Genomic DNA, 11659 nt, shown 5'->3' with positions numbered 1-11659 from the left:
ATCGCGCACCCTCGAGCTATCTCAAGACCTTCCACGTCGACACCATGGTCTTCGACCCCGAGATGCTGCGCCACCTGGTCGACCTCTTCGGTGCCGAGCGCGTGCTGCTCGGCACCGACTATCCCTACGACATGGGCGAGGAGAATCCGCGGCAGTTGATCGCCTCGGTGCGCGGGCTGTCGAGCGACGAGGTGGCGCAGATCGAAGGGCTCAACGCCATGCGGCTGCTCGACATCGCGCCGAAGCGCTGAATCCGCCAGGAGACATCCCCATGACATCCACCTCGGCCCTGTTCAGCGAACTTTCCATCGGCGGGATGCACTTCCCCAACCGCATCGTCGTCTCCCCCATGTGCCAGTACTCCGCGCGCGATGGCGTCGCCAACGACTGGCACCTGCAGCACCTGATGCAGCTCGCGATGTCCGGCGCCGGGCTGGTGATGGTCGAAGCCACCGCCGTCGAGGCCCGCGGGCGCATCACGCACGGCTGCCTAGGGCTCTACAGCGACGCCGCCGAAGCCGTACTGGCGCGCGTGCTGCAGGCGGCGCGCGCAGTGGCCGCGCCCGGCACCCGCTTCGGCATCCAGCTCGGTCACGCCGGCCGCAAGGGCTCTGCCCACGTACCCTGGGAAGGCGGCGGCCCGCTGAAGCCCGGCAGCGACGGCGGCGCACCGTGGCGCTGTGCGGCACCGGGCGCCCTGCCCTTCGCACCCGACTGGGACACGCCCGAGGCGCTCGACGATGCCGACATCGAGCGGCTGGTCGACGCGTACGTCGATGCCGCGCAGCGCGCCGTGCGCCTGGGCTTCGATGTCATCGAGCTGCATTGCGCGCACGGCTACCTGCTGCACCAGTTCCAGTCGCCGCTTGCGAACCGGCGCGACGACGCCTGGGGCGGCGACGCGGCCGGCCGCGATCGGCTGGCGCTGCACATCGCGCAGACCCTGAAGCAGCAAGTGCCCGGCGACCGCGTGCTCGGCGCGCGCATCACCGGGACCGACTGGGCCGAAGGCGGTCTCGGGGTCGACGACGCGGTCCGCCTGGCCCAGGGCCTCAAGGACATCGGCTTCGGCTACGTCTGCGTGAGCAGCGGCTTCGTGGTGCGCGGCGAGCGCATTCCGTTCGGCCCCGGCTTCCAGGTCGGGCTGGCCGCGCAGGTGCGGCGCCGCAGCGGGATCGCCACGCGTGCCGTCGGCGGCATCAGCGAGCCGGCGCAGGCGGCCGAGATCGTCGCCTCGGGCCAGGCCGACCAGGTGGCGCTGGCCCGCCCCTTCCTGGCCGATCCGCGCTGGGTCTGGCGGGCGGCCGAGACCCTTGGCAGCACGCCTTACTACCCGCCACCGTACCTTCGCGCGGCCGGGCTGCGCAAGCCTGCCATGGCGCCGGGCGCCTGAGCGCGCGGCCCCACTTCGAGCCCCCATGACTTCCACCTTCGAACTCAAGGTCAACGGCAGCGCGCACCACGTGCAGGCCGACGAAAACGACCTGCTGCTGTACGTGCTGCGCAACGATCTCGACTGCAAGGGCGTGCGCTTCGGCTGTGGCGCCGGCCATTGCGGCGCCTGCACCGTCTGGATGGACGGCCGCGCGGTCCAGTCTTGCGACATGCCCCTGTGGGGCACGGTCGGTCGCGAGCTCACCACGGTCGAGCATCTGCGCGACGACCCGGTCGGCGCGGTCGTGCTCGACGCCTTCGTCACGCTCCAGGCCGCGCAGTGCGGCTATTGCATCAACGGCATCCTGATGTCGGTGACCGCGCTGCTCCATCGCACCACCGCGCCGACCGCGGCCGAGCTGCACGAGACGATGCACCGGCACCTGTGCCGCTGCGGCGCGCATGCGCGCATCCTGAAGGCGATCGAGGCGGCCGCGGCCCGGCTGCGCGCGGAAGGCCGCCCATGAGTTCCACGCTCTCCACGCCGTCGGCCATCCAGGCCCATCCGCGGCTCGGCCAGTGGCTGCGCATCGGACCGCAGCGCCAGCTCACCGTGTTCACCGGCAAGGTCGAACTCGGTCAGGGCATCGAAACGGCCCTGGTACAGATCGCCTGCGACGCCCTCGGCCTGACGCCGGCGCAGGTGCTGCTGGTGGCCGGCCACACCGACCGCTCGCCCGACGAGGGCTACACGGCGGGCAGCCTCTCGGTGCAGTACGGCGGCGCTGCGCTACGCTGGGCCTGCGCGCATGCCTACGCGCTGTTCCTGGCCCAGGCCGCGCGCCGGTTGGATGTCTCGCCCTCCGCGCTGCAGGTGGACGCGGGTTGCTTCAGCGATGCCGGCGGCGCGCGCCGGACCGACTACTGGGCGCTCGCCGCCGCCGTCGATCTCGACGTCCTGATCGTCGCGCCCCCTGCCAGCCTTCGCCACGCCGCCGAGCCCTACGTGGGGCGATCGCTGCCGCGCGTGGACCTAGGGCCCAAGCTGACCGGCGCAGGCTACCTGCAGGACCTGGTCATTCCCGGCATGCAGCATGTGCGCATGCTGCGCGGCCGGCATCCCGCGCAGCAACTGGCGGCGGTGCCTCTGGCCGGGTTGCAGGCGCTACCGGGCGTGTCGCAGGTCGTGCACAGCGGCCGCTTCTTGGCCCTCGTGGGCCCGCACGAAGGCGCGTTGGTGCGCGCGCTGCCCAAAGCGCGCAAGCTGCTCGACTTCGATGCCATGCCCGATCCTCATGCAGGCCAGGACGCGGTCACGCTGCTGCAGGGCTTGCCCGCCAGCACGCGGCGCGTGCATGAGGCCGGCACGCCGGGGACGGGGCTGCAGACCTACAGCGCCACCTACTCCCGCCCCTACCTGGCGCACGCGTCGATCGGCCCGGCCTGCGCGCTGGCCGATCCGCGCGGCGGACAGCTGCGTGTCTGGTCGCACACGCAGGGCGTCTATCCGCTGCGTGACCAGATCGCCGCGGCGCTCGGACGCGAGGCCACCACGGTGGAGGTCATCCACGCACCAGGCGCCGGCTGCTACGGCCACAACGGCGCCGACGATGCCGCCTTCGACGCCGCCTTCGTCGCCACCCGCATCGGCCTGCCGGTGCGCGTGCAGTGGATGCGCGAGGACGAGATGACGATGTCGCCGTTCGGCTCGGCCAGCGTGGTGCAGCTCACGGCCGGCCTCGACGACGCCGGCCGCATCGGCGGCTGGGCCGTGTCCCTGTGGAGCCACACCCACATGAACCGGCCAGGCTGGGGCGATGGCATCAACCTGCTCGGCGCCTGGGAGATCGACCCGCCGCTGCCGCGGCCAACGCCGCGTGACATGCCCCTGCCGATGGGCGGCGGAGACCGCAATGCGATCGCGCTGTACGACCTGCCCCACCAGCAGGTCGACTACCACTTCATCCCCGCCTCGCCGGTGCGCGTGTCGGCACTGCGCTCGCTCGGCTCCTATGCCAACCTGTATGCGATCGAAAGCTTCATGGACGAGCTGGCGCAGTGGGCCGGCTGCGACCCGGTCGAATTCCGCCTGCGCCATCTGGCCGACCCGCGCGCCCGCGCGGTACTGGAGGCCGCTGCCGAGATGGCGGGCTGGAGCCGGAGCGGCGAGAGCGGAACCGGTAGCGGCCTGGGCATCGCCATCGGCCGCTACAAGAACCAGGCGGCGTACTGCGCCATCGCGATGCGGGTCAGCGTCGAAGAGAAGGTCCGGGTCGAGAAGGCCTGGGTCGCAGTCGACGCCGGCGCGGTGGTCAATCCCGACGGCCTGGTCAACCAGATCGAAGGCGGCGTGCTGCAATCGCTCAGCTGGACACTCAAGGAAAGCGTGAACTGGGACCAGAGCGGCATCACGTCCAGCGACTGGGAGCACTATCCGATCCTGAGCTTCGACGAGGTCCCGGAGATCGCCGTGCGTGTGATCCAGCGGCCGGGCGAGCCCAGCCTGGGTGTCGGCGAGGCCGCCGCAGGGCCGGCCGCCGCGGCCGTCGCCAACGCCGTCGCGCATGCGCTCGACCTGCGCGCCCGCCAGTTGCCGCTGTCCGCAGAACGCCTGGCGCAGCTGATCAACGCGGGCTGAGCGCCCGCCTTCCGAACCCGATTCGAATCCAACGTCCAAGGACCCCATCATGGCCATCCAGACCCTTGCCCACTACTCGGTGCGCACCACCCGGCTCGAAGCTTCGCGCCACTTCTATGTCGACGTGCTCGGCTTGCGCGAAGGCTTCCGGCCGCCGTTCGACTTTCCCGGCCTCTGGCTCTACAAGGGCGACGACGAGGCCCAGTTCGGCGTGGTGCACATCATCGGCATCGACCCTGACGCGCCCCAGGGCCTGGTCGAGTACCTCGGCGACAAGAGCGAAGAGTCGCTGCACGGAAGCGCCGCAATCGACCACCTGGCCTTCCTGGCGACCGACCTGCCCGACATGCGCCGGCGGCTGCAGCAGGCCGGCCTGGCCTTCCGCGAACGCACGGTGCCGAGCATCGGCCTGCACCAGGTGTTCGTCGAGGATCCGTCGGGCGTGACGATCGAGCTGAACTACCCGGCCGATGAGGCACGGGGCCAGGGAGCGCACGCATGAACGCGCCGAAGTCCGCGAATCCGGCGCGCAAGGCGCTGGTCATCGGTGGCTCGCTGGGCGGCCTGTTCGCGGCCAACCTGCTGCTGCGCGCCGGCTGGGACGTCCATGTCCATGAGCGCGTCGCCGACGAACTGGAAAGCCGAGGCGCCGGCGTCGTGACCCACCCCGAACTGATGGAGGTGCTGACCGCCGCGGGCGTCGACGTCAGCGACGGCATCGGCGTCGAGGTCCGCGAGCGCATCACCTTGGCACGCGACGGCCAGGTCGAGGACTCGCGGCCGCTGCCGCAGCTGCTCACCGCCTGGGGGCGCCTGTACCAGGTGCTGCGCCGTGCCTTCCCCTCGGAGCGCTACCACAACGGCCGGCCGCTGGTCTCCTTCGAACAGGATGTCGCCGGCGTGCGCGCGACCTTCGCCGACGGCGAGGTGGTGGCGGCCGACCTGCTGGTGGCGGCCGATGGCTTGCGCTCCACGGTGCGCCAGCAGCTGCAGCCCGACACCCGGCCCCGCTATGCCGGCTACCTGGCCTGGCGCGGCCTGGTCGAGGAAGCAAGCCTCTCGCCGCGTGCGCTCGCCGAGCTCTTCCCGTATTTCGCGTTCGGCCTGCCGCCGCGCGAACAGATGATCGCCTACCCGGTCGCTGGCCAAGGCAACAGCGTGGAGCCCGGCAAGCGGCGCTACAACTTCGTCTGGTATCGGCCCGCCGACCAGGACACGACGCTGCGCGAGATGCTGACCGATGCGACCGGCAAGATCTGGCCGGACGGTATCCCACCGCCGCTGATCCGGCCCGAGGTGCTGGCCGCCGCGCGCCAGGCGGCGCACGAGGTGCTGGCACCGCAGTTCGCCGAGGTGGTGCAGAAGACCGAGAACCTGTTCTTCCAGCCGATCTTCGACCTCGAGAGTTCGGCCCTGGCCTTCGGCCGGGTCGCACTGCTGGGCGACGCGGCCTTCGTGGCCCGGCCGCATTGCGGCATGGGCGTCACCAAAGCCGGAAGCGATGCGGCGGCGCTGGTGCGGGCGCTCGACCAGACGCCCGACGTACCCGCCGCACTCCAGGCCTACGAGGCCTCGCGGCTGGACGCCGGCAGCTTCATCGTCAACCACGCTCGCGCCCTCGGCGCCTATATGCAGGCGCAGATCAGCACGCCGGCCGAACGCGCGATGGCGGAGCGCTACCGGACCACCGAGGCCGTGATGCGCGAGACCGCGGTGCCGCCGGTGCGGCGTTGATGTCTTCATTGGCTGCCGTGTAGCGCTCGTTCAAGCGCACGCGGCCAAACGCGCAGTGCGAGTGCACCAGGCGCCGAAGCTGCGGAGAGTGCCGTGAATGCGACTAGCCCCACTGGGCGAGCAACAGTGCGCTGGCGGCAGGGCCGACGGCCGATGAACATGCCCGTGAACAGCACTGCGTTGAGCCTGCTGCGTGCGCCGTGATCGCCGCCCATGTCACCGGACACTTCGTGACCTTCGGCGCGGCGCTGGTGCACGGCGCCTGGTTCTGTCGCAATAAGCCTGTCGGCGACCATCAGGGGATGGTACCGCTGCACGTTCAACTTAAAAAATCGACCCTGCGAGGAGTTATCAAGCGGCTGCATTTCCCGCTGGAGATCGTGCTGGTGTGCGTTTCGCTGGTACGCGGCCTACCCTTTGAGCCTGTGCAATCTGGAAGAGATGATGGCCGAGCGCGGGGTGCTGGTCGACCACGCAACCGTCCACCGCTGGTCACTGAAGATGCTGCCGGTGCTGGCCAAAGTGTTTCGTCGGCGCAAGCACCCGGTGGGGTCCTCGTGGCGTGTCGACGAGACCTACTTGCTCGTGGGTGGCCAGTGGGAGTATCTGTACCGAGCCGTCGATCGGCTGGGCCAGACCGTTGACTTCCTGCTGACCGCGCGCCGTGACGTGGCGGCCGCACGCCGGTTCTTCGAGCGCGCGATCGGCCAGCACGACGTGCCCGAGAAGATCACGATCGACAAGAGCGGTGCCAACACCGCCGCCGTGCGGGGTCTGATCGCCGATAGCGGCGTCACCATCGAACTTCGGCAGTCCAAGTACCTCAACAATCTTGTCGAGCAGGACCATCGGAGCATCAAGCGGCGAATCCGACCGATGATGGGATTCAAGTCCTTTGACTGTGCTGCCCGGATGATTGCCGGCATCGAGACCATGCACATGGTCAAGAAGGGGCAGTTGCGCTGCCCCGGTGGCCTGGCATTTTCAAAATGCCGACTACTTCTACAGCCTCGCCGTCCGTTGATCCGGACAACTGCCGGCCTCAACTCGCCTTGACCGGCTTATTGCGACAGAACCCTTGCCACGGACCTTCACATAGGTCTCGTCGACGCGCCAGGATCGACCGGCCGCGCGTGCGAATCGATTCCAGCGCTTCTCGAACTCCGGCACGAATCGTTGCACCCAGCGCATGATCGTCGTGTGAGCCAAGTCCAGGCCGCGCTCGGCCATCATCTCCACCAGGTCACGCAGGCTCAACTTGAAGCGCAGGTACCAGCGAACGCACAGGACGATGGTCTCGCGCTCGAAGTACCGACCTTTGAACAGTTCGTCCATGCTCTGCAGCCTCTGCGCCATCGACCCGCCCTCAGTTCAAAAGGCCGGTAGCCTACCGCAAGCCAAACTTTGCACCAGAGCCCTAACCGTCGCTGACCATCACCAGCATGTGCAGGGCATCGACCCGGATACAAGGCCGATACACGCCGCGATAGCGAATACCCCTTTGCAACGCAGTGTGCATATCGCGACATGCGGGAGATACCAGCCGTGTCGATGCTTCGCAGCACGGCCGTTTGCCGCTTCACAGGAGTGCACCATGTCCACCACCCGCTTGCTGAACCCGTCGCACGGCACCGCCGCGCGACTGATCTGCCTACACAGCAGTGCCGCATCTCCGCGTCAGTGGGACGCCTATCGGCAGGCCCTGGCGGCGCACGCCGAGGTGCTGACGCCTGAATTGATTGGCTATGCCGGCGCGGCGCATTGGCCGACCGGCAAGCCGGTGTCGCTGGACGACGAGGCGCGGCAGTTGGCACCGCTGCTGCCACGCACCGGGGTGCACCTGCTGGGCCATTCTTACGGCGGCGCGGTGGCCCTGCAGATCGCGCTGCGCTGGCCTGAACTCGTGCATAGCCTGACGCTTTACGAGCCGGTGCGCTTCGAGCTGCTGAGGCACCACACGGTGACGCGCGAATCGGCCGACTGGATCGGCGGCATCGGTCGGCGCATCGGGATGCAGGTGATGTCGGGCGTGCTGCACGGGGCGGCGCAGATGTTTGTCGATTACTGGTCCGGCGACGGCAGCTGGGCGCGGCTGAGCGAGGCGCGACGGCAGGCACTGGCCAGACTGATGCCGAAGGTGCACGCCGAGTTCGAAGCGCTGTTCGCCGACCGGGTGCCCCCGGCGGCCTACCGCCAGCTGCAAATGCCGGTGACTTTGCTCGGGGGCAGCCGTTCGCCCCTGCCGGCGCGGCAGGTGCTGGATGTGCTCCAGCGGTTGCTGCCGATCTGTCGTCGTGTGCACTTCGACGGCCTGGGCCACATGGGGCCGGTGCAGGCCCCTGACCGGGTGCGGACCGAGGTCGTCTTGCCACTTGGCACCGAGCCGTGGCCCCTGGCGGCCTGAGGGTGGGGGACACGTCATGAACACACCTGGGCCAAGGGGGGCCCAGCACCCGGCCGCGAAGGACGGCCATCCGGCGCTGCCGCTTCGCTCTCCGCGCGCGCCACGCTGGCGCCGCTGGGCGTCGGCCGGCCTGTGGCTGATCGCGCCCTGGGCGTCGTCGGCTGTGCTCGCCTGCCGGACGTGGCCGAGCGGCCGCACTCGCAAGCGCTGACCGAGGTCGACGACTCGCCGCTGGCCCGACTGGCTGTTGTATCGACAGCGCATGGGCGACGCCACCTGTCCGGCTTTGGTTGTTTTCGAATGTCACGAACAGGCGGCCCGGGCCCAGACGAGCACGTGGGGCCCTCGGGCGGTCACACGCTGGTCGTCCGTTGCTACCAGGATCTGACGCGGTCGACGAACTCGAATTTGCTCGTGGCTGTCGCCGAAGGTCGTGACCGGTTTTGCAGATGGGGCGCCTCGCCAAGCGGGAACCTGCCAGCGCGCCTGGCGCGCATGCAGCATGAGGTGCCAGGTTCACGGACCCGCACGGATAGAAGCTCGTCCGGGCACGGACTCGGACTTGCATCGGTTCCCGACCTTTGATCGCTCAGTTTTGACAATCGACCGCCATGAAGGGCCTTGACATTCCAGCCCTCACTTTCATGGTGATCTTTCGGCGGGAGCCGCGTCGAACGATTCGACGGGTGTCAGATTGATGAGCCGGCGCGCTTCTTGCAAGGTGGAACTATGCCCCTACCCTTCCGGCCGACGAGCGAGGCTCGCAGGTCCTTCCGAAGGGCACGGTGAGCCCAAGCCGCTCGATACAAACAGATGATCCGTATCATTCATTCCACAAGGACAACGCCCGGTCCGTCGGGCGGCGAGGAGAAAAGGATCGTGGGCACTTTCACAGCAACCATGTTCAGGGCGCTGCGCGCGTCCGAACGCGTCATCGTCGATGGCCTACTGGTTAAGACTTACCAACTCGAAGGATCTGATGGCGGTTCCGGGACCCTGAACCTTAAGATGGAAACGCAATATCCTTTGCGAATCAGGAAATCACCATCATCAACGGCTATAGCGCCTTCCGCACTGAGGCACCAAATCCGCACTGCATCGACTTCATCGCCGCAGGGCAGCGAGCTCTGGCGCAGGCCGACATGACTGAACATTTGAGGCCTGATTCCCAAGCGACTGGCGAGCAATAGGCCGGCGACCATGGTGGCGCTTGCGGTGATTGGGGCCCGAAATTGCCGCTCAGCCGCCCGGACGCTCAATGAGGTAGCGGCTTGCGATATGGACGCCGGCCTCCGGCATCGAGGAGCCGCCCGTGTCCGGGTGGGTACCGAAGCTTCCTCTACCAGCGCCGGAGGCCGTCGTGTTCGCTGCAACGGATCGCTATAGTTCCAAGAATCCCGTTTCGCCGATGTGGGTGCGGGACATCCAGTCGTCGATGAAGCCCCGAGCTTTCGCGCACAGGGCGAGCCTTGCGGCCCTCTCATCAAGTCGCGAAGAGGACAACGCCATCCGGCATTTGTGCTGTCCCTCCCAGAAGAGATCCGCATGCGCTGAAAACGCTTCTCCGGCACTTGTGATCTCCACGCGTACTACCCATTCTCGATAGTCAAAATCTGCGTAGCCGTCGCTGACCATCGTGATCCTCTCTCATCTGATCCAGGGCGCAAATTGTTCTGGTCGGCAGCATTGGCGCGTCGAGTGCTTCTTGCTTTGTTCAGGATCAAGGTTCACGATGATTCTTTCCTCTCCGACCTTGCAAGAAGGTCTTGCCCGCTTCGGCGGGCTTTTTCATGGTGCGCCCAGCATGGGCGCACTCCCGGAGGTGCAAGTCCTCCCGCAAGTTGATCACAGCGAACGAAGCGAAGCGCAACTGCATCAGGACGACCGAGTGTGGGGAGGAAGCGCGGAGCGAAGCTGCGAGCCGATGGACAAGAACCGGATAGAAGGCGGTGCCGAGCAGGGCGAGCGGGCCATGAACCGCGAAGCTTTCGTGATCAAGGCAAGAACCGGATATTCGACAACGTCTCTCAGATTTACAGGCATCGCCATATCGTGCTACCGGCCTCGATCATGAATTGAGCCGTCGCTACTTAACCATACGCCATCGCTGAGGTACCCCCGGCGTGCGCCTTGCCGCCTTTCAGAGACCAAGGCACTTGGCGTGGGTCACGGCGGCAGCTGGAGCAAGGGTGAACCGCTGTGGACGGGGTCGTGCTTGGTCCCAGGCTCTCATGCTGTTGCCGGACGTCAGCTTCCCGGCTTCGCTACGACCTCACGGTCCTGGCCGCGAGCGTGAGTTCGCGGCCGAGCCTGGCAGCTGCCGTTCGGCGTGATCGCCCGGTTGGCCAACGCTGCTGTCGGCGAGTTTTGGTGAACGGGCAGTCCCGGCCTCTGCAGTCATTCGCGCCGCGAGCGTCGACATCTGCTTCAGCGGCAAGCAGACGTTGGTTCAGTGGCTGTCCTTGGTGGACGGACGCCTTGTGCTTCGTGAAGCGCCGAGCCTTGTGGGGACGCGGTCGCCCTTGCCCATCACCAAGGCGATGGGACCTCGCTTCGGTTGTCGTCGGCAGGGTGACCTTGCCCCTCTGTCCGCCTGTTCACTCCGCGAGCAGCCGCATCGAGATGTCCCTTGCCGCAGCTGTCAGGAGCGGCAAATGCGCCTTGACCATGTCTTGAACCGTGGCAACCTTGTGCATCCAGGTCAGGTTGATCGCCGCGATCACTTCGTCGTTGACCCAGATTGGCACCGCGATCGAATCCCTCCCATCGTTCCACTCCCGGCGACTCTGTTCAWAGTGGCCGCCAAAATCCGGTGTCCTGTGCCCGTACCCCAGACGCCGAGTTTCTTCGAGCAAGCGCTCCACCATGGCAGGCTGACGCGCCATAAAGTTGCCCGGCTCGTTGCTGGCTGCCAGGCGCTGAATCATGGCCTTGCGCTCGCTCTCGCTGCAGAACGCGATGTACGCCCGTCCCGTTGCTGAACGCAGCATGTTGATCCTGAAACCGATCGGACCTACCGGCACATTCGAGAAGTAGGACTTGGGGCGGTTGGTTTCGATGACCTCCATGCAATCAAGCCGCGGGACCGCCAATACCGACGGCCAATTGACCTTCTTGCACAACCGCTCCATGACCGGCGACGCGACCTCCACCAGGTAGTTCTCGTCGCTGAGCTGAGGCGCGCGCGGCTGCAGGGTGTGACTGGCCATGTAGGCCCCGTCGGCCAGCCGTTGCCAGACCATTCCACGACGCTCGAGCGTCAAGATCACCCGGGTCAGCGTGGCCTTCGGCAAGCCCGTGGCGAGGAAGAGATCGTGCAGGCTGGCCGCCCGCGCCTGGTGCAGGTGCGCCAGGACTTCCAGGCCGCGATCCAGCGCCCTGATTGTCTTGACCTTGTAGTCGCGCATGCGATGTCTCTAACGCGGTAAGTTTCACTAGGAGAAAAGCTGATGCGTGATGCTACCCGGCGAACCCCATGGGCGCCAATACTTTCGCCATGCCCCGGAGCA

The 11659-nt window shown here is 67.3% G+C and carries 10 protein-coding genes and 2 pseudogenes; 9 read left to right on the top strand and 3 right to left on the bottom strand.

Annotation, left to right across the window (positions count from 1 at the left end):
* From AC1D2E_RS01160 to AC1D2E_RS01130, 7 genes and pseudogenes are all read left to right on the top strand, one after another.
* The coding region (locus AC1D2E_RS01160; protein ID WP_478195680.1) for an amidohydrolase family protein at positions 1-251 on the top strand (251 nt) is incomplete at its 5' end.
* Positions 252-271: 20 nt separating this feature from the next.
* Positions 272-1393 carry an NADH:flavin oxidoreductase/NADH oxidase gene (locus AC1D2E_RS01155; protein ID WP_478195679.1) on the top strand — a complete coding sequence of 374 codons (1122 nt, stop codon included), beginning with the start codon at positions 272-274 and terminating at the stop codon, positions 1391-1393.
* A gap of 25 nt (positions 1394-1418) precedes the next feature.
* The gene (locus AC1D2E_RS01150) at positions 1419-1901 is read left to right on the top strand and encodes a (2Fe-2S)-binding protein (RefSeq protein ID WP_478195678.1); all 483 of its coding nucleotides are present in this window, start codon (positions 1419-1421) and stop codon (positions 1899-1901) included.
* Entirely contained in the window at positions 1898-4012 is a 2115-nt protein-coding gene (locus AC1D2E_RS01145) for a molybdopterin cofactor-binding domain-containing protein (protein WP_478195677.1), read from the top strand. The genes AC1D2E_RS01150 and AC1D2E_RS01145 overlap by 4 nt, the downstream gene beginning before the upstream one ends.
* A gap of 49 nt (positions 4013-4061) precedes the next feature.
* Complete coding sequence (locus AC1D2E_RS01140) at positions 4062-4514, top strand: VOC family protein (RefSeq protein ID WP_478195676.1); 453 nt, start codon at positions 4062-4064, stop codon at positions 4512-4514.
* Positions 4511-5746, top strand: a complete 1236-nt coding sequence (locus AC1D2E_RS01135) for an FAD binding domain-containing protein (protein WP_478195675.1) — start codon at positions 4511-4513, stop codon at positions 5744-5746. Before AC1D2E_RS01140 ends, AC1D2E_RS01135 begins: the two co-directional genes overlap by 4 nt.
* Positions 5747-6048: 302 nt before the next feature.
* A pseudogene (locus tag AC1D2E_RS01130) lies at positions 6049-6770 on the top strand (IS6 family transposase).
* 56 nt (positions 6771-6826) lie between these two features.
* Here the strand turns inward: AC1D2E_RS01130 and AC1D2E_RS01125 are convergent.
* A pseudogene (locus AC1D2E_RS01125) lies at positions 6827-7102 on the bottom strand (IS6 family transposase); the annotation flags it as partial.
* A 238-nt stretch (positions 7103-7340) separates the two neighbouring features.
* On the opposite strand from AC1D2E_RS01125, the gene AC1D2E_RS01120 reads away from it, so the two are divergent.
* Positions 7341-8150, top strand: a complete 810-nt coding sequence (locus tag AC1D2E_RS01120; protein WP_478195674.1) for an alpha/beta fold hydrolase — start codon at positions 7341-7343, stop codon at positions 8148-8150.
* A 1380-nt stretch (positions 8151-9530) separates the two neighbouring features.
* Here AC1D2E_RS01120 and AC1D2E_RS01115 read toward each other — a convergent pair.
* Complete coding sequence (locus AC1D2E_RS01115) at positions 9531-9785, bottom strand: hypothetical protein (protein WP_478195673.1); 255 nt, start codon at positions 9783-9785, stop codon at positions 9531-9533.
* 97 nt (positions 9786-9882) lie between these two features.
* Between AC1D2E_RS01115 and AC1D2E_RS01110 the strand changes: the two genes are divergently transcribed.
* Positions 9883-10224: a hypothetical protein gene (locus AC1D2E_RS01110; protein ID WP_478195672.1), complete on the top strand. Its 342-nt coding sequence runs from the start codon at positions 9883-9885 to the stop codon at positions 10222-10224.
* Positions 10225-10747: 523 nt separating this feature from the next.
* Here the strand turns inward: AC1D2E_RS01110 and AC1D2E_RS01105 are convergent.
* Positions 10748-11557 carry an IclR family transcriptional regulator domain-containing protein gene (locus AC1D2E_RS01105; RefSeq protein WP_478195671.1) on the bottom strand — a complete coding sequence of 270 codons (810 nt, stop codon included), beginning with the start codon at positions 11555-11557 and terminating at the stop codon, positions 10748-10750.
* Between the last annotated feature and the right edge of the window lie 102 nt (positions 11558-11659).

It is taken from the genome of Variovorax sp. P1_H2 (assembly GCF_056405295.1).
This window is presented reverse-complemented; position numbering and strand designations above follow the sequence as displayed.

What these genes read in the sequence shown, in the direction of transcription:
- AC1D2E_RS01155 (WP_478195679.1), top strand. Translation starts at nt 272, where the DNA reads ATGACATCCACCTCGGCCCTGTTCAGCGAACTTTCCATCGGCGGGATG.
- AC1D2E_RS01150 (WP_478195678.1), top strand. Translation starts at nt 1,419, where the DNA reads ATGACTTCCACCTTCGAACTCAAGGTCAACGGCAGCGCGCACCACGTG.
- AC1D2E_RS01145 (WP_478195677.1), top strand. Translation starts at nt 1,898, where the DNA reads ATGAGTTCCACGCTCTCCACGCCGTCGGCCATCCAGGCCCATCCGCGG.
- AC1D2E_RS01140 (WP_478195676.1), top strand. Translation starts at nt 4,062, where the DNA reads ATGGCCATCCAGACCCTTGCCCACTACTCGGTGCGCACCACCCGGCTC.
- AC1D2E_RS01135 (WP_478195675.1), top strand. Translation starts at nt 4,511, where the DNA reads ATGAACGCGCCGAAGTCCGCGAATCCGGCGCGCAAGGCGCTGGTCATC.
- AC1D2E_RS01120 (WP_478195674.1), top strand. Translation starts at nt 7,341, where the DNA reads ATGTCCACCACCCGCTTGCTGAACCCGTCGCACGGCACCGCCGCGCGA.
- AC1D2E_RS01115 (WP_478195673.1), bottom strand. Translation starts at nt 9,785, where the DNA reads ATGGTCAGCGACGGCTACGCAGATTTTGACTATCGAGAATGGGTAGTA.
- AC1D2E_RS01110 (WP_478195672.1), top strand. Translation starts at nt 9,883, where the DNA reads ATGATTCTTTCCTCTCCGACCTTGCAAGAAGGTCTTGCCCGCTTCGGC.